Source organism: Nostoc sp. DSM 114160, assembly GCF_053470305.1.
This window is the reverse complement of record NZ_JBPFGO010000001.1, coordinates 1,377,367-1,394,601: the sequence shown is the minus strand read 5'-3', so window position 1 is coordinate 1,394,601 and position 17,235 is coordinate 1,377,367. Positions and strand designations below refer to the sequence as shown.

Genomic DNA, 17,235 nt, shown 5'->3' with positions numbered 1-17,235 from the left:
TACAGGGGACAGGCGATCGTTTTCTGTTACCTGTAACCTGTTCCCTTCTCCCTTCTCCTAGCTCCAATTGAAACCTGAAAGTTATAATTGATATAGATTCATCACAAAAGGAACAATGGCTAAAGCTGATATTCACCCCAAGTGGTATCCAGATGCTAAAGTTTACTGCAACGGTCAAGTCGTTATGACCATTGGCTCTACCAAGCCAGAATTGCATGTAGATGTTTGGTCTGGAAATCACCCATTTTACACCGGCACTCAGAAGATTATTGACACTGAGGGTAGAGTAGAGCGCTTCCTCCGCAAGTACGGTATGAGCAGCACTCAAACATCTGGCGACGATCAAAACAAAAAGTAGCGGGTTGGCTCTGCTGTTAACGACGGCCCTGCATCAGCTGGGTCGATTTTCATTTATATGCTCGAGCCAATTTGTTATTTTTTTAAGGAGCGAATGCGCTCCGCACACACTTCGTGAACGCAATCGTCATGGCTGAATCATACTTACTGGACAAACTAAAATCCGTTGAACAAACTTTTAATGAATTAACACGTCGTCTTGGCGACCCCGATACCGCTAGCAATCCTGATGAGTATCAAGAAATTGCTAAGTCTCGTTCTTCTTTGGAAGAGGTAGTTAATACTTATGAGATTTGGAAAACAGCCCAAGAAGACTTAATCGGAGCGCGTCAGGTTTACAAAGAATCTGCAAGTGACCCAGAGTTGCAAGAAATGGCGGCACTGGAAGTAAAAGAACTTGAAGAAAAAATAGAACATTTAGAGTCTCGCTTGAAAGTCTTACTGCTACCACGCGACCCCAATGATGAAAAGAATATCATGTTGGAAATTCGCGCTGGTACTGGTGGCGATGAAGCAAGTATTTGGGCTGGCGATTTGATGCAGATGTACACCCGTTATGCCCAGACTCAAGGTTGGAAAGTTTCTCTAGTGAGCGAATCTCGTGGAGAAATGGGTGGCTGGAAAGAAGTCATTCTCGAAATAAAAGGTAATAACGTTTACAGCCAGCTAAAATTTGAAGCTGGTGTGCATCGCGTGCAGCGCGTGCCGGCAACTGAATCTGGGGGACGGGTTCATACTTCCACAGCTACCGTAGCAATTATGCCAGAGGTGGATGATGTGGAAATTCACATTGACCCGAAAGATATTGAAATGACTACAGCCCGTTCTGGTGGTGCTGGTGGACAAAACGTCAACAAGGTGGAAACAGCCGTTGACTTGATGCACAAACCAACGGGAATACGCATTTTCTGTACAGAAGAACGCAGCCAGTTGCAAAACAAAGAACGGGCGATGCAAATTCTGCGGGCGAAGTTGTATGAAATCAAGTTAAGCGAACAACAAGAAGCTGTAACTTCCATGCGGCGATCGCAGGTTGGTACTGGATCGCGATCGGAAAAAATTCGCACTTACAATTATAAAGATAACCGCGCTACCGATCATCGGTTAGGTCAGAATTATTCTCTTACCCCTGTTTTGGATGGTGATTTAGAGACGCTGATCCAATCTTGTATATCTCTAGACCAGCAAGAACGTCTCGCAGAGTTAGCGACTTCTGCCGCTAACTAATTTTTGTTGTTAAATATTCTGTAAAACCACTACTTGTACTGTTGCTTTTAACACAAGCAGGTGGTTTTCTAATATTGCGTGGAGTGCATCTTCTATTTCACTGGGATAATGGTAATAAGCAAATTCGTACTTCATAAGGTAATTTAACTTTGCCCATTCTTTTAGGGTTTGGCAGGTATAAATTAGCTTTTCCACTTCTTCTTGCCAACGTGCAAAAATCCGGTAGCTAAAAAAGCTGCTGCATATATTGCCTTTTGTATCCCAGTAAGAAATACACACTTGATGTTTCAGAAGGTGGATTTTTTTGATTTGCTTAACATCGTAGCCTTTAACTTTTAAAGCTTCTTTGGTTTCTGCCTCAGAAATGTTCCACTGTTCTGGTTTAATTTTATTAGTGGCTATAAGGTTTCTACCTTTGCGGCGATATTGGTTAATTTTGCGTGGCTTGCGAAACATGATGCACCTTCGATATTATTTCTTCGCAGCAAAGTCTAGCTACTAGCACAACCGCCGTAGCAAACTAAGTTTTTTGGGTTGGTTAAAGATAGATGGGTTAGTCTACTAGCTTGATGCCTGTAGTTGCCGTTTTACAACCAAAGATATAGTTTAGTACTAAAACACAAGGCTGTCAATATAAAAGTAAACTTGTAATATTGAAAGTAAACTTGTAAATACAGTTGGCTAGCTATATAAGCAGTGAAGATCGAAAGCAAACAAAAACTGATTGAAATCATTAAACTAGCTCGCGGTTCAATGAGTCAGCGAGCATTTGGTAAGCTTTTGGGGGTATCTGCTACTGCTGTTCAGATGTGGGAAAAAGGTGTGAAGGTTCCAGATACAGAAAATTTGGCTCGAATCGCATCGAAAGCAGGTTACACAATGGAAGAGTTAATCAGTTGCATTGATGGCAAGCCAATTCCAGAAACCTCAGATTTGAGTCTGATTCTTAGACAAATCCAGCATATGCCTTTAGCTCAAGTGGCTCAGATCGTCCAAGCTGCGGCGGAGAGATTGGCGGCTGTAGCTGAAGCATCCGGGGATGAAGCAAAAGCTAGTTGATAGAAGAAGTCTTGCTAGATGGTTTTGAAGCGGGTGTTAATTTGTGCCTAAGAGAAACTAACTTAGCATTACGAACTTTTCCAGAGCATTGCCCCTATTTATTTGATGATGCGATCGCAGACAATTTTCTGTGCGATACTCGTCAAGACTGGGAAGGATAATTACTACCATTTTTCTTACGCTCATTTGTTACTTGGAGACACGTTATCCCTCTTTCTAAGAGATGATGCCCAATATTTGTAAGTAAGTAAGTGGGCTGAATTAAATATATGAATAGATTGACATGAAAACTTGTAGTGATTGAAAAGCTACTAAGAGCTGATTCGTAAAGAAAATCTAAAGAGAACAAAGCCCCAGTGTATTCAGGTTATAGGCTAAATCAATAACATTGATGTTGTTGTCGATGAGCCGTCTACCAGCGATAGAAAATCCACACCGCAAACCCTATCCCAGTGATTTAAGCGATAGCGAATGGTTAATTCTCAAGCCTCTTCTACCAAGCCCTAAAGGATTTGGGCATCCTATAGAAGTAGATTTACGAGAGATTCTTAATGCAATTTTCTACGTGCAACGTACTGGATGTCAGTGGGAAATGTTGCCTCATGACCTTCCTCCTTACACCACTGTGTACGGCTACTTTCAGAAATGGCAACGCAAAGGCATCTGGCAGAAAATTCACGGGCCTTGTACGCCATCAACTTCGTCAAGATTTAGGACGAGATGAACACTCTACTGTAGCGATCGCAGATTCTCAATTAGTGAAGACCACGGAAAAAAAAGGGAGGTCTACGGCTTTGATGGTGGTAAGAAGGTTAAAGGGCGTAAACGCCATATAGTCGTGGATTCTCAAGGGTTGTTAATCGGTGTGTTAGTGACCGAGGCGAATGCCTCAGAACGTTTGGGTGCAGTGGTTGTACTGGATGAAGCGGCTGTAGAGTTGTCTAAATTGGAAGTTGTTTGGGTAGATCAAGGCTATTCGGGAGAAAACTTTGCTCAAGCGGTCAGGCAAGTTTGCGGCGAACAGGTTCGTGTTGAGGTAATTCAACGGCACTCGAAAGCATTTGAGCGATTACCGAAACGATGGATTGTAGAACGCACATTCGGTTGGCTGAATCGATTTCGGCGTTTGAGCAAGGATTACGAGTTGTACACAGAGTTAAGTGAAGCTATGATTTATGGTTCATTGATTCGTCTGATGATTAAGCGAATGGTATCTTAAGCTTTTGTTTACGAATCAGCTCTAAAAGTTAATTGCACACACCTACTTAGTTAAACTTCCTCAGTTTGGAAAAGGAACATTGCGAAACTCAATATTGTTCTCCCGATTATTATTGGACTTTGGACAAAAAATTAAGTGTTAGCGTAAATTTTGGGTGAATAAAAAACTAGACATCATAAATTACCCCAGTTATTTTACAAACTGAGTTAAATTCTTAAAGCCTAAGAAAATTTACGCTGCTTTTTGTTTATTGGTGTTGATTTTGACAATTTCTTGACAACGAGATGCTTAGTTCGTTGTGTTTGAGTCTGACCTTTGACAACAAGACAGAGTAAATAAACTTTAGGGAAAACAAATTGAATCAACTTTACCGTGATGAGCGTATAAACCGAAACCATCAGCAAACTGAATTGCAGTTTCTCCATCAGCATGGAGTTTGCCGTAATTATCAAGCAGTAATTTTGTAGGTCTATCACAAATTATGTAATGTATAGGCATTGGTATAAACCACCAACCACACTCAGTACATAAATCTTTGTAAACCTGCCATTGCTCCTGGTTATGCTGGCAATCTAGTTCATTGATGCAATAGTCGAATAGTCCCCCCAGCGTAGCTTGCCCATTCCGAATCAGGATAAATAAAGTTATCGTAAAAACGACCAAAAGCGTCAGGACAGTCTTTCAACTCATTACTTAAGCTTTCGCAAAGCCAATCCCATAGAACATTCCATAATTGCGTGTGAATTATACTACCTACTTTATCCGTAAGATTTTCATCTAAAACTTTCCAAATTTCTAGACTGATTTGAGGATTCAGTCCGCTTGGATATAATTCCGTATGTAAATCCCACCATAAATCAGTTCTTGGTTGACCTTCGCCACAAATAGTTTGTAAGCTTGCTACCTGATTAATAATTTCATCATCACTAAGACCGTTGAAGTTAGCTGTTGCAAGTCTTAACTCAGCACTAAAAGCAGCATACGGACTCTCAAAAAAAGTGATTTCAGGCATTGTAAAACTTTCAGGATAAAAATTGTATACATCTTCTAGTACAGCCAATACTCTATTGCGATTTATACGCTCTGTAGATAAATTAATCGCTCTCCATTTTTGCTGATAAGATACGATGGATTCTTCTTGTTGAGATGTCAGTTTTGTAATCATCGATAATTATTTTTGTAGAACACAATCGCTTGGAACCTTGGTAATGAGCGAGGCGATCGCTAATTTTGGCTGAGTTCGAGGTTCTGGTAGAAATACATAACAGCTATACAAACTAAGTCCGACTGTGCGGACTTCAGGAAGTTGAAACTCACGGAGATGAGTTTTGTCTGTATAGCTGCGATTTCTAATCGCCTATGGTATTTTTACAAAAGTAAGATGCTCCCAATATCACCACTGGCAGTTAAGGAATAAATGGTTTTAAAATGGTGCAATCTTAAAATATTTAGGGGGTGCAGCTATGTCGCTACGCAATGAGCCTTTAGATTGGCAACTTGAAACCAATAATCCTTATATCCCAGTTTATCATCAAGGTAATTTGGTGGGATTTTTTAAACCAGAATATGCCAGTGAAATTATTAAAATTTTAAATGAAGAAGAAGTTTTAAAGAAAGCGCTGAAAATGGCTTGTACTGATTTAATTAAAAAAATCGGTGGGGATACCAGAAAAGTCAATTTTTTAATGGAAAAATATGTGAAAACTAGTGAACGTCCAAAGTATGGAACTAGAGCGATCGCAGTTTTACTTCAAGATAGGCAAAAAGAGCTTGATTTGAGTAACCAGGAGTTTACGAAATTCTGCGACACCTTTAAATTATCTCCTACAGAACTGAATAATATTTATGCCGGAGAAGCATTTGATGATAGTTTATTAGCGCCTCTTTCACGTATATTAGGGATGGCAAAAGAGCAATTACTGAAAGTCCGAGATGGTTGTGAATAACAAAGTAACAGATGAACAGCAAATCCAAATATTCAAATGATATAAAGTTTTGAAAACAGACATCATCTTTTATCGGCTGTTTCAAGAATTTCCTGATATCTTCTTTGAACTTATTGATAATCCTCCAGAATTAGCTAGACTTTATCAATTTTCATCAGTTGAAATCAAACAAACAGCCTTCAGAATCGATGGTGTGTTTTTGCCTACACAAGGAAGCGAGAATCCGATTTACTTTGTTGAAGTGCAATTTCAAACTGATGGGGAAATTTATTCACGGCTAATTGCAGAAATATGTTTATATCTTCGTCAAAATCAACCATCAAATGACTGGGGTGCTGTGGTTTTATACCCAAACAGGAATATAGATACAGGAGATATCAAACATTACCGTGAGTTTTTCACAAGTGGGCGCATCAGGCGCATTTATTTGGATGAATTAGGTGAAGCTACATCGCTTCCAATTGGCATTGCAACTGCTAAATTAGTAATTGCAACCGACGATATCGCAATTGTCCAAGCAAGAGAGTTGATAGACAGAACTAAGTCGGAAATAAACTTACCACCAAAACAGCAGCAATTACTACAATTTATAGAGACTATTTTGGCTTACAAGTTTCCCACAATGAGTAGGGAGGAGATCGAGCAAATGTTTAGCTTAAGCGAGTTAAAGCAAACCAGATTTTATCAGGAAGCCTTTCAGGAAGGTGTTGAACAAGGCATTGAACAAGGTAAGGTTCAAGGGAAACTAAAAGCAGTACCAGCAATGTTGGCAGCAGGGTTGACTGTAGAACAAGTAGCAGAGGCGTTAGATTTGAGTGTCGAAGAAGTTAGACAAGTAACACAAAGCCAGCCTTAAGATAGATGTGGTAAATTTTATCCGTGGCTCAAGCCAAATTTGGTTTGTGGCTTCCAGACTTTCTCACGACAAATTTATAGTTAATTTTTGTTAATATTAGAGGCGGTGTTAGTACTTCGTCCTCAACCACCCACTCCCTACCTGAGAGAAACTTAATGCTGCGACTAGAACATATAAGTAAAATTTATCCCACAGGCGAAGTTCTCAAAGATATCAACTGGGAAGTTAAACCAGGCGATCGCATTGGCTTAGTCGGTGTCAACGGTGCTGGAAAATCTACCCAACTCAAAATCATCTCTGGGGAAATTGAACCCACCGCAGGCGAAATTATCCGTCCTAATAGCTTACATATAGCCTACCTCAACCAAGAGTTTGAAGTAGACCCTACCCGCACTGTTAAAGAAGAATTTTGGACTGTCTTCAAAGAAGCCAACGAAGTACAGTTAGCTCTGGCACACATACCACAGGAGATGGAAACGGCTAACCCAGATCAACTGGATCGGCTGATCGAGAAATTGGATCGCTTGCAGCGCAAATTTGAAGCCTTGGATGGCTACAACTTAGATGCACGCATCGGGAAAATCTTACCAGAGATGGGGTTTGGGCTAGAAGATGGCGATCGCCTTGTCAGTGCTTTCAGTGGTGGTTGGCAAATGCGGATGAGTTTAGGTAAAATTCTGTTGCAAAAACCTGACTTGTTGCTGCTGGATGAACCGACTAACCACCTAGATTTAGAAACCATTGAGTGGTTGGAAAATTACCTCAGAGGGCTAGTTACGCCGATGGTAATAGTCTCCCATGACCGGGAGTTCCTTGACCGCCTCTGCACTCAAATTGTGGAAACTGAACGTGGCGTTTCCAGTACTTACCTTGGTAACTACTCAGCATATTTGGAACAAAAAGCCGAAAGTCAATTAGCACAACTTAGTGCTTACGAACGTCAACAGAAAGAATTAGAGAAACAGCAAACATTTGTTGATAGATTTCGCGCCAGTGCTACCCGCAGTACCCAGGCAAAAAGTCGGGAAAAGCAACTTGAAAAAATTGAGCGTATTGAAGCACCCATTGCTGGGGTAAGAACTCTACATTTCCGTTTTCCACCTGCACCTCGCAGTGGACGCGAAGTAGTGGAAATTCAAGATTTAACTCATCTTTATGGTGATAAAATCCTGTTTTTGGCAGCAAATCTGCTAATTGAAAGAGGCGATCGCATTGCATTTCTTGGCCCCAACGGTGCTGGAAAATCTACCCTTCTGCGCGTAATTATGGGTATGGAACAACCCACAGAAGGTATTGTTAAATTAGGGGATCACAATGTTATTCCCGGTTACTTTGAGCAAAATCAAGCTGAAGCTTTGGATTTGAAAAAAACTGTCATGGAAACTATCCATGATGAAGTTCCCGACTGGGATAATCAAGAAGTCCGCACGCTTTTGGGACGCTTCTTATTTAGTGGTGACACTGTATTTAAGGCAGTTGGGGCATTAAGTGGAGGAGAAAAAGCTCGTTTGGCGTTGGCAAAAATGCTCTTACGTCCTGCTAACCTACTAATTTTGGATGAGCCGACAAACCACCTAGATATTCCAGCTAAAGAAATGCTCGAAGAGGCGCTCCAAAACTATGATGGTACGGCAATTGTAGTCTCCCACGATCGCTACTTTATTTCTCAAGTAGCAAACAAAATCGTCGAAATTCGTGATGGGGAATTCCGGGTTTACTTAGGAGACTATCATTACTATCTCCAGAAAATTGCCGAAGAAAAGGAACAAGCAAAGTTAGCTGCAATAGAAGCCGAGAAAGCAGCGAAAAAAGCGGCTAAAGCAGCTAAAGCTTCCACGAAAAGGAAATGAAAAACTAAAAAATCGCTTAGTAGTAGCGTTTGAGCGCTATTACTAAGTAATCACTCCTTATGAGAGTTCCAAAACATCACAGGAAAATTACTAAAATTTAAAAAATATTTCTAAAAACCGCAAGTCCTTCGTAAAAGAAGTTAATAAGCAAAAATTCACTTGCGGCGTGGATTAGCAGTGGTATCATTCGGGTATTACAAAAAGTAAAGGGCAATTTTACTATGACCAAAGCACCTGTTGCTCCTGTGGTGCTAGTCATTTTAGACGGATGGGGCTACTGCGACCAAACGCGAGGAAACGCCATTATTGCTGCTAAAACTCCCATTGTGGACAGTTTATGGGCAGCTTACCCGCATACCCTCATCCACACATCAGGAAAAGCCGTAGGGTTGCCAGAAGGTCAAATGGGCAACTCGGAAGTAGGTCATTTGAACATTGGTGCTGGGCGAGTTGTACCGCAAGAACTGGTACGCATCTCAGATGCGGTCGAAGACGGTTCTATTGCCTTAAACCCAGCACTCCTCAAAATTTGCCAGGAAGTTCGCTCTCAAAATGGCAAGCTGCATCTAGTCGGGCTTTGTTCTGAGGGAGGGGTACATTCGCATATTACCCATCTATTCGGACTACTTGACTTAGCCAAAGACCAGCGAATTCCAGAAGTTTGTATTCACGCCATCACCGATGGTCGTGACACCGCCCCAACAGAAGGGGTAAAAGCGATCGCGCTACTGCAAAATTATATAGACCGTTTAGGAATTGGGCGCATAGTCACCCTTAGCGGTCGCTACTACGCGATGGATCGCGATCGCCGCTGGGATCGGGTCAAACGCGCCTACGATGTAATGACCCAAGATAGTGTGGGTGACGATCGCACGGCTGTAGAAATCTTGCAAGCATCTTACGCCGAAGGGATAAAAGATGAATTTATCAACCCCATCCGAATTGCATCCGGCGCAATAAAACCAGGGGATGGGGTGATATTTTTTAACTTCCGCCCCGATCGCTCCAGACAACTGACTCAAGCTCTGGTCAGTCCCACTTTTAACGGTTTTGAAAGACAGCAAATCACACCTCTGTCTTTTGTCACCTTTACACAGTACGATCCAGATTTACCCGTGGCTGTAGCTTTTGAGCCTCAGAATCTCAGTAACATTCTGGGAGAAGTTATAGCCAATCATAGTTTGAATCAGTTCCGCACCGCCGAAACAGAAAAATATGCCCACGTCACCTATTTCTTTAATGGGGGTCTGGAGGAACCTTTTCCCGGAGAAGATCGGGAACTAGTAAGCAGCCCGATGGTAGCAACTTACGATCGCGCCCCAGCGATGTCAGCAACAGCAGTTACAGATGTTGCGATCGTTGCGATTCAAAAGGGTATATATTCTTTAGTTGTGATTAACTATGCCAACCCAGACATGGTAGGGCATACTGGTCAAATCGACGCTACCATTACAGCAATTGAAACAGTCGATCGCTGTTTGGGACGGTTGTTAGAGAGCGTTATCAAAGCTGGTGGTACAACAATTATTACTGCCGATCACGGCAACGCTGAGTATATGCTAGATGAAGGGGGTAATCCCTGGACAGCTCATACCACTAACCCAGTTCCCTTTATCTTGGTGGAAGGAGAGAAAGTCAAAATCCCTGGATATGGTACAAATGTCGAACTGCGAAGCGATGGTAAGCTATGCGACATTGCCCCCACAATTCTAGAGATTTTACAGCTGCCTCAGCCACCAGAAATGACCGGGCGATCGCTGCTGAAAACAGCAGAATACGAGCTACAACGTACTCGCACTCCCGTGCAAGTAGGGCTGTAAAAGATTGCTGAGTAGAGACGCGATTAATCGCGTCTCTACAAAAGTTAGGAGTTTTTAGTAAACTCCTAACTTCTAAATTCTGAATTCTGTTTTTTAAAACTTGTTATAAATGAGATTCCTACCATGACAGTTACTAATATCGTGCAAGGCATTTGGGCATTTTCCGCCGTTGGTTTGATTATCTTAGTTTTGCTGCATAGCCCTAAAGGTGATGGCATTGGAGCCATTGGTGGACAAGCCCAGCTATTTAGCAGCACCAAGAGTGCAGAAAACACCTTAAACCGAATTACTTGGGCATTGACAGTTATTTTTCTCGGTTTAACAGTAGTTTTAAGTGCTGGTTGGCTACCTAAATAAGGATAGGTAAATGGGGAAAAGAACCCAACACCCGATACTTAACACCTTAATAAATTTAATTTCACGACGGTTAATTACAGCTCTTGCCTTGTTTATTGGCACAGGGCTGTTAATCGTTTTTACTAATTTTCAGTCGAGTGATGGATTTACAAGAATACCAAAATCTGTATATTCCGATTTAATAATTTCTCTCCCTACGTCCCCAAAACCTCATCCCTTACCGCCCACACTCGCGCAGTGGCAAGATAACACTAATAGTGGTGACTACTTTTCGCAAGTCACAATAACCCAAGTTGGTTATTTAGTCTGGTCACAATTTCCCATTCAAGTTTATGTAGAACCACCAAAAGCCATCAGCGAAAAACAAGCTCAAGCATGGGTTAATGGTGTCTTGCAAGGTGTACAGGAGTGGAGTACTTATTTACCTTTAATAATAGTCGAACAGCCAGAAGTTGCTGATATTACAATCGCACGAAAAGCGCCACCTCTACAAATTTCCCCTGGTAGTAATATACCCCGTGCGCGATCGGCCCAAACTACTTACGAGTTATACACCAGTAACAAAATTTTATCCCACCGCTTCACCATCTTGCTAAGTCCTACTCAAACAGGTGAGTATCTCATTGCAGCTACCCGCCACGAATTCGGTCATGCACTGGGAATTTGGGGTCATAGTCCGCTACAAACTGATGCTTTATACTTTTCCCAAGTTCGTAATCCGTCGCCTATTTCTGCCAGAGATGTAAATACTCTAAAACGGGTTTATGAACAGCCAACCAGTTTAGGATGGTCTTTAGTGGATAATTCAAAGATTAATTGATCGATAGGTAAACTACAAACTGGTCACTAAGGTAAAAATGCTACTAATAGTGAAATAATGACAAATTAGTAGGAGAAATCCCATGACTAACTTCAATGTACAGCTACCCGAATCTTTATATAAACAAATTGAAGCTTTAGCAGCAAGAGAAAATATTTCCATTTAACAACTTGCAACTATTGTTTTATCTGCACAAGTTTCCGTATGGATGACCAAAGACTATTTGGAAGAAAAAGCCAAAAGCGGTAATTGGCAAAAATTCCAGCAAGTTTTGAATAAAGTGCCTAACGTAGAACCAGAAGAATATGATAAGTTGTAGCAACTTAATTTTATGGTATTGGTGAGTTAAAATATGAATATGTCTTGCGCAAAGAATCAAAATTTAAGATTAAGACAACCAATTCTTATCTAAAATTTGCTCTAAGGTATAAGGACATAATTCAGGTAAATTGGTTAAATTTGTTTTAGCCTTAACATAATCTAAAGCATTGCTATAAATTATGCTGAAATTCTCTTCTAAATGTTTGCGTAAATTGGCACTTAAATCTTCATTTACTTAGTTGCGAAAACTAACAATTTCCGCAGTCCAATGATTAATATTTATTGGCTTTTCTAAATCCCAATATTGATAAAGTAATAAATGTCTAATAATCTGTTCCAATAAACTTTTTACTCGCCTTTTTTCATTTTTAGCCAAATCTTCCAATTCTTCTATTAAGCTTTCATAGTCAATGTCTGCTAATTGTCGATTCTTGAGACATTTAATAGTCTCCTCTAACCATTGCAGGTAATTAGATTCATATAGTGTTTTTATGTCGATGATTGCAGTCATTTGTTAATTTTGTAGCTTTAATTTACTGTTATTTATTATTTTATGTTAACTAATTTATTAATTTTTGCCGATAATTGCCCAGAAAAAAAAGATACACAGCACTCATAAGTTAAGTCAGAAGATATCCAGCGACTCCCAAAAGAACAATTAAGCAAAAATTCTACACTATCGCCTGTCAGTAATCCAATTCTCTCGCTGTTCCCCCTGAATCGATTGTACAATTCCAAACCTTTCCTCAATTTTGCGTGGCAGAGTGAATATCCCAAAGATGTAAACGCAAACTTCTTCCGGTTGATTTGTTAAAACACGAACTCTGGCTTCGTTATCTTGTAAACGCTCTATGAAAATAGATGCACAAATTTCAACATCTTCAGGAATTTCATATTCTTCCTTGGAAAAGGTGAATCTCTTCTCCAAACTATTTGCAATTGGGTCAATAACGGTTTGTTCAGGCAACGGATTTGTGAAACAATAGACGTATGTTCGGCAGCACTTTCCATCTTCTAGCTGCTCTAAGTCAGGGATATTTCTCACCTTTATCTGACTTGCGTGATACTTCATTTCGTTAACTTTAGATAGCCTTGTAAAACTGGTAAGAGAATTCTTAGTTAGGTATTTGTATTTTACCCGATCGCACTTATTGCCATCTTAAGATTTACAGTGCGATCGCACTTTATTCCCTTTCCCTACGCTCTGCGACTTAGTGGTAGAGGCCGCTGTGCTAAAACTCCTTTATAAAGTTCTTCCAGCAGACTAATATTTTTACTAAGGGTATAGCGGTCTAATACACGCTGTCTAGCTTTTTGCCCCAATAGGGTTGTTAACTCTGGATGGTCTTGCAACACTGGTAAAAGGGTTCTCAATTGCGATCGCGCTGTTTTGGTACTAATAACTACACCTGCGCCCTTTTCCAATACTTCTCCATCTGCACCCACATCTGTTGCTAAACAAGCCAACCCACATGACATTCCTTCTAACAGAGATAAGGACAAACCCTCTACCAGTGAAGGCAAAACAAATACATCTGCGCCCCGCAAAATTTCGATGCGTCGATCTTCATCAGCGACAAATCCTAACCAGATAATGCCGTATTCTGAACCATAAAACGGCTCTAAGGAAGACTTTAAAGGACCATCCCCAACAATTAGCAATTTAGTCCCAGGCGCCATTGCCGACTGTTTCCAAGCGCGGAGGAGAGCTTCGACATTTTTCTCTGGTGCTATGCGACCCCTGATAGACAAACAAGCGATCGGCTTTAAATTCTGTTTTAATTTGAGAAAATCCTGGAGAATACTTGGCGGTATCAACACCGTTGGGAATCACGGCAATATTTTCTTCTCTTACGCCCATCCCTGCCAATAATTCTCTCTGAATTTGGGAAAATACAATCACGCGATCGTAGTTAACTAAAAAAGGCGCGTAGAGCTGATAAGCCAAAAGTTGTGTTCCTGATACCAGCTTTGCCCCCTTGCCAGCAAATGGCGTGTGAAAAGTGGCAACTAGCGGCAACCTCAGTTCCTCACAGATTTCCGGTAGAAAAAAGTCTAAAGGAGATAAGGTTAAGGAAGCATGGACTACATCTGGTTTGATTTCCCGCAGTGAATCGGTTAAAACTTTGGTGGCTTTAAAAGTGGGAATTGTGTAAACCTGGGACTTATAAATGAAAGGTAGGGAAACCTCTCGAAGATTTGGCCAATTATCAGGTTCAGACTCTTCCTGGGCGAAGTGAAGAAAGCTAACTTGATGTCCCCTATCTAGCAAGGCATTTGTAATTTCTCGACTGTAGGTGACATTGCCGCAAAAGGGTGATTTTTTTCCAATCCAGGCTATACGCATTCTTTATTTAGCTGTAAGAAAAGCGGGTTAAATCTATTACTTGGTGTCCTTTGTGATTTTTATTTTATCTAGCTATACTTGCTGGTTTTTTATTTATTAAAAATTCCCACAAGTTTCTACTAGTTTAAAAGCTTATTGTCAGCTAATTAAACCAGTGGATTTATGGCTTTATTTATTTTAGTTATAAGTTGTTAATTTTTGATATTTAAGCAACTTATTCTGACTTATGTCAGATTCATATCCGGCAAGTATGTGATAAATTTTCACTGGCAACAGTTTACCATGAACACAAAAGCTTTAAGTAAATTATTAATTACATCAAGGTAATGAATAATAACTCTTGTTAGCTGATAACTACTTGTGTGAGTTATACCAAGTTAATATACCTCCTGAAAAGACGATCGCAGCTAATCCCAAAAAAACTACCTGTAATCCCAGAAAGGTTTCTGCGACACCAGCTAATGCTAAAGGTAAGGAGAGGGCAATATTAATTACATTGTTCTGCAAGCCAAAAACTTTACCACGCATTTCTGGAGGTGTTTCTGTTTGGATTGCGGTTTGCATGGGAATTCCGACTAGTGCCCCAAAGATGCCCACTAGCGCTACCAGTAACAATACGAGCCACAATTGAGTTGTAAATACTGACAGACCAATCAGGGATGCGGCCATACCCATACAACCGCACAGACTTAGCTGAGTATAGGAGAAACGTTGACCAAATTGACCAAGAATTGTTGCTCCACCAGCGATGCCAACACCGCCAGCTGCTAGTAAAAAGCCGAACTGGGAGGCTTTCATATTGGGAATTATTTCTGCCATCCGAACAGCTAGAACAGTTAATGCTGCAAAGACAGAAAACAAGATAATCAGTTGAAGCAAAGCATTGCGGACGCGATGATTTGCTTTGAGATAGGCAAAACCGTCTCGCAAGTCAGAGAATACGTGAGGGAATTCTGTATCGAGGTGGTGTTTTTCCTTAGTTGCCAGGAGGAACAAAATTATTCCAGCGATCGCATAACTGCCACCTACTAAAAGTTCTTTGCCCAAATTACCACTACCACCAATTTGCAGCCAAAGTCCATCAGCGATCGCGAGTAACGGTTCTCCAACAGCAAACCCAACAATCACCGATGCCATCATCGTTGTGGTGTAAAGCGAATTAGCCGAGAGTAAATGCTGTTCTTCTACAATCAAGGGAATTGCCGCCTGTTCTGCCGGAGCAAAAAACTGCGTCAAAGTCGAAACTAAAAAAGTTACACCCAAGATAATTACAAAACCCACTGGCAGCAATCCTATGGGTTTCCAATCATGAGTCAACCACAACATGAAGGGAATTGACAAAACCAGAATGCCGCGCCAAATATTTGTTGCTACCAGCACAGCCTTTTTCGACCAGCGATCGACAAACACCCCAGCAACGGAACCAAACAATACGGCTGGAATAGTAAAAGCCATCATCAAGACTGATACCCAACCACTAATACTCTGATTGCTTCCTTGAAACTGAGTATTAATCAAGGCAATCATCAGTACCAAATAAACTTTATCTGCTAGTTGAGAGAAAACTTGACCGCCCCAAAGAGCCAAGAAATTAGGATTTTTTAATACAGGTAAAAATCCTAGCTGTTTTATATTCTCTGTAATAGCTTCTCCACCTGAACCCGACCCATCTAATTTCGGTAATTCTTTCTCTGGGATAGTAGCTACTGACATCTGCCCATTACGAAGGCCATTGCTATCTACCTCAGCAGTGGTTAATTTGTCCTCAGATTGTGTTTCTGATTGGCTTGTAACATCAGTTTTTGGGATCTCTGTTGTCCAACTTTGATCGTTTTTAGAAACGTCTTTTGGGGACATTTCTTGGCCATTTATTTGACTAGGTGTACACTTGGGAACAGCACTCAAGTGATTCCTGACTGTAGGATCTGATACTTTATTCTGTTTTTTGGCGAGGCTAGGTGACAAAGGCAGGACTTTTTTATCCAAATCAGACGGTTGCATCATGGTTGGCAGCAAAATAAGAGTCGATCAAGGTAGCAGAGCGAATAGGGCGACCTAATTGATACTGAGCATACTGGCGCAAAATCTGCTCAACAGATAACCAGTTACAATCTCTAGCACCATCAATTTGCATTATCTCTGGTTGTGACAGATGTTGAAGCAAAGCTAGTTCCATAGCACCCAAACGACTAGAAATCACAGGTATTTCTTGCCGATGCACAACAACTGTTTGGGCATTGGGCATTGGGAATGGGGCATTGGGCATAGGGTATTGGTTATTAATCTTCCCCTGCTCCCCTGCTCCCCTGCTCCTCTGCCCCTCTGCCCTCATTTCCCTTTCCCCTTCTTTTCGTAAACGTTCTCTAGCTTCTAAAGAAACCGTTCCACCCGCAGGGATGCTAAATCCTACCTGCCAGTTGGGGTCTGTGAAGTCCGGCTTCAGGGAACGTTGAGATAGGCAGCAGATTTGCACTTGTGGCGTCAGTCCTGCTAAGGCTAAAAGGTGAAATACACCATGAGCCAGATGAGCCAAAACACCAAATGAATTTGCACTAGACACCGCCTCTAAGCGATGGAGATGTTCATTGAACAAATCATAAAGTTCTTCTTGGGGTTGTTCGCTCAAAGCTTCACACAGAACTATTTCTGCTAAATATTGACTGGCAGCCAGTTTTCCCAAATCTTGAGCTAAACCAGGATAAGTTTTTAACGTCTGTGCTTGAGTAATTTTATCAAGCGATCGCCCTTTAGCAATTAATAGTTCATTCACAACAAACATTCCACTCCTACCGCCCAGGCTGGAGTTGTGCTTACGTGACCCTGGAGCCACAGCTCGAATTAGACCGAATTCTCGTGTCAAAATCGTCACTATTTTATCCGATTCTCCTAGCGCCTGGGTTTTAAGATTAATACCAGTTGCTTTATAGGTTCTACTCATTACTCATTACTCATTAGTCATTAGTCACTAGTCATTAGTAGTTATTTAGTCATTAGTCATTGGTCAACGGTCATTAGATTAGGACAAATGACAAAAGACAAATAGACAAAGGACAAAT

General features: G+C 41.0%; 16 protein-coding genes and 3 pseudogenes. 11 read left to right on the top strand and 8 right to left on the bottom strand.

From position 1 onward, the window contains the following. The first annotated feature begins 115 nt into the window (after positions 1–115). Positions 116–358 carry a 50S ribosomal protein L31 gene (gene rpmE / locus NSTCB13_RS06605; RefSeq protein ID WP_109011936.1) on the top strand — a complete coding sequence of 81 codons (243 nt, stop codon included), beginning with the start codon at positions 116–118 and terminating at the stop codon, positions 356–358. A gap of 128 nt (positions 359–486) precedes the next feature. Then, a complete protein-coding gene (prfA, locus tag NSTCB13_RS06600; RefSeq protein ID WP_448269086.1) occupies positions 487–1,584 on the top strand; it encodes a peptide chain release factor 1 in 1,098 nt (365 codons plus the stop codon). Positions 1,585–1,593: 9 nt separating this feature from the next. Here prfA and NSTCB13_RS06595 read toward each other — a convergent pair whose 3' ends face one another. Continuing rightward, a complete protein-coding gene (locus NSTCB13_RS06595) occupies positions 1,594–2,040 on the bottom strand; it encodes a hypothetical protein (protein WP_448269085.1) in 447 nt (148 codons plus the stop codon). A gap of 240 nt (positions 2,041–2,280) precedes the next feature. On the opposite strand from NSTCB13_RS06595, the gene NSTCB13_RS06590 reads away from it, so the two are divergent. The 3 genes and pseudogenes from NSTCB13_RS06590 (at position 2,281) to NSTCB13_RS06580 (ending at position 3,862) form a co-directional block, all read left to right on the top strand. Continuing rightward, positions 2,281–2,643 carry a helix-turn-helix domain-containing protein gene (locus NSTCB13_RS06590; protein WP_094328443.1) on the top strand — a complete coding sequence of 121 codons (363 nt, stop codon included), beginning with the start codon at positions 2,281–2,283 and terminating at the stop codon, positions 2,641–2,643. Beyond that, positions 2,640–2,804 carry a DUF29 family protein gene (locus NSTCB13_RS06585; protein WP_448269084.1) on the top strand — a complete coding sequence of 55 codons (165 nt, stop codon included), beginning with the start codon at positions 2,640–2,642 and terminating at the stop codon, positions 2,802–2,804. The genes NSTCB13_RS06590 and NSTCB13_RS06585 overlap by 4 nt, the downstream gene beginning before the upstream one ends. A 242-nt stretch (positions 2,805–3,046) precedes the next feature. Beyond that, a pseudogene (locus NSTCB13_RS06580) lies at positions 3,047–3,862 on the top strand (IS5 family transposase). A 342-nt stretch (positions 3,863–4,204) separates the two neighbouring features. On the opposite strand, the gene NSTCB13_RS06575 reads toward NSTCB13_RS06580, so the two are convergent. Beyond that, entirely contained in the window at positions 4,205–4,525 is a 321-nt protein-coding gene (locus NSTCB13_RS06575) for a DUF6745 domain-containing protein (RefSeq protein WP_448271751.1), read from the bottom strand. Next, a complete protein-coding gene (locus NSTCB13_RS06570) occupies positions 4,440–5,027 on the bottom strand; it encodes a hypothetical protein (protein WP_448271750.1) in 588 nt (195 codons plus the stop codon). Before NSTCB13_RS06570 ends, NSTCB13_RS06575 begins: the two co-directional genes overlap by 86 nt. 298 nt (positions 5,028–5,325) lie before the next feature. Here NSTCB13_RS06570 and NSTCB13_RS06565 point away from each other — a divergent pair, with 298 nt between their 5' ends. From NSTCB13_RS06565 to NSTCB13_RS06540, 6 genes are all read left to right on the top strand, one after another. Further along, positions 5,326–5,808: a hypothetical protein gene (locus NSTCB13_RS06565; protein WP_448269082.1), complete on the top strand. Its 483-nt coding sequence runs from the start codon at positions 5,326–5,328 to the stop codon at positions 5,806–5,808. 49 nt (positions 5,809–5,857) lie between these two features. Then, positions 5,858–6,664, top strand: a complete 807-nt coding sequence (locus NSTCB13_RS06560) for an Rpn family recombination-promoting nuclease/putative transposase (RefSeq protein ID WP_448271749.1) — start codon at positions 5,858–5,860, stop codon at positions 6,662–6,664. Positions 6,665–6,819: 155 nt separating this feature from the next. After that, positions 6,820–8,514 (top strand): ABC-F family ATP-binding cassette domain-containing protein, encoded by a 1,695-nt coding sequence (locus NSTCB13_RS06555; protein ID WP_448271748.1) that lies wholly within the window; start codon positions 6,820–6,822, stop codon positions 8,512–8,514. Between the two features lie 221 nt (positions 8,515–8,735). Beyond that, on the top strand, positions 8,736–10,334 hold the full coding sequence (gene gpmI, locus NSTCB13_RS06550; protein ID WP_448271747.1) for a 2,3-bisphosphoglycerate-independent phosphoglycerate mutase: 1,599 nt from the start codon (positions 8,736–8,738) through the stop codon (positions 10,332–10,334). Between the two features lie 123 nt (positions 10,335–10,457). Beyond that, positions 10,458–10,691, top strand: coding sequence for a preprotein translocase subunit SecG (gene secG / locus NSTCB13_RS06545; protein WP_335187358.1), 234 nt, complete (start codon positions 10,458–10,460; stop codon positions 10,689–10,691). 10 nt (positions 10,692–10,701) lie between these two features. Beyond that, on the top strand, positions 10,702–11,511 hold the full coding sequence (locus tag NSTCB13_RS06540) for a peptidase (protein WP_445628847.1): 810 nt from the start codon (positions 10,702–10,704) through the stop codon (positions 11,509–11,511). 388 nt (positions 11,512–11,899) lie between these two features. Here the strand turns inward: NSTCB13_RS06540 and NSTCB13_RS06535 are convergent. From NSTCB13_RS06535 to recO, 5 genes and pseudogenes are all read right to left on the bottom strand, one after another. Beyond that, a pseudogene (locus NSTCB13_RS06535) lies at positions 11,900–12,343 on the bottom strand (DUF29 domain-containing protein). Positions 12,344–12,508: 165 nt separating this feature from the next. Continuing rightward, positions 12,509–12,904: a hypothetical protein gene (locus NSTCB13_RS06530; protein WP_445628845.1), complete on the bottom strand. Its 396-nt coding sequence runs from the start codon at positions 12,902–12,904 to the stop codon at positions 12,509–12,511. Between the two features lie 125 nt (positions 12,905–13,029). After that, a pseudogene (locus NSTCB13_RS06525) lies at positions 13,030–14,179 on the bottom strand (glycosyltransferase family 4 protein). Between the two features lie 354 nt (positions 14,180–14,533). Then, positions 14,534–16,180: an MFS transporter gene (locus tag NSTCB13_RS06520; protein WP_448273143.1), complete on the bottom strand. Its 1,647-nt coding sequence runs from the start codon at positions 16,178–16,180 to the stop codon at positions 14,534–14,536. Continuing rightward, entirely contained in the window at positions 16,167–17,117 is a 951-nt protein-coding gene (gene recO, locus NSTCB13_RS06515) for a DNA repair protein RecO (protein WP_448269076.1), read from the bottom strand. Before recO ends, NSTCB13_RS06520 begins: the two co-directional genes overlap by 14 nt. Positions 17,118–17,235 lie beyond the last annotated feature (118 nt).

Excerpts from the sequence above, each read along its gene's own strand:
- rpmE (WP_109011936.1), top strand. The coding sequence starts at position 116 with ATGGCTAAAGCTGATATTCACCCCAAGTGGTATCCAGATGCTAAAGTT.
- prfA (WP_448269086.1), top strand. The coding sequence starts at position 487 with ATGGCTGAATCATACTTACTGGACAAACTAAAATCCGTTGAACAAACT.
- NSTCB13_RS06595 (WP_448269085.1), bottom strand. The coding sequence starts at position 2,040 with ATGTTTCGCAAGCCACGCAAAATTAACCAATATCGCCGCAAAGGTAGA.
- NSTCB13_RS06570 (WP_448271750.1), bottom strand. The coding sequence starts at position 5,027 with ATGATTACAAAACTGACATCTCAACAAGAAGAATCCATCGTATCTTAT.
- NSTCB13_RS06565 (WP_448269082.1), top strand. The coding sequence starts at position 5,326 with ATGTCGCTACGCAATGAGCCTTTAGATTGGCAACTTGAAACCAATAAT.
- NSTCB13_RS06555 (WP_448271748.1), top strand. The coding sequence starts at position 6,820 with ATGCTGCGACTAGAACATATAAGTAAAATTTATCCCACAGGCGAAGTT.
- gpmI (WP_448271747.1), top strand. The coding sequence starts at position 8,736 with ATGACCAAAGCACCTGTTGCTCCTGTGGTGCTAGTCATTTTAGACGGA.
- secG (WP_335187358.1), top strand. The coding sequence starts at position 10,458 with ATGACAGTTACTAATATCGTGCAAGGCATTTGGGCATTTTCCGCCGTT.
- NSTCB13_RS06540 (WP_445628847.1), top strand. The coding sequence starts at position 10,702 with ATGGGGAAAAGAACCCAACACCCGATACTTAACACCTTAATAAATTTA.
- NSTCB13_RS06530 (WP_445628845.1), bottom strand. The coding sequence starts at position 12,904 with ATGAAGTATCACGCAAGTCAGATAAAGGTGAGAAATATCCCTGACTTA.
- NSTCB13_RS06520 (WP_448273143.1), bottom strand. The coding sequence starts at position 16,180 with ATGCAACCGTCTGATTTGGATAAAAAAGTCCTGCCTTTGTCACCTAGC.
- recO (WP_448269076.1), bottom strand. The coding sequence starts at position 17,117 with ATGAGTAGAACCTATAAAGCAACTGGTATTAATCTTAAAACCCAGGCG.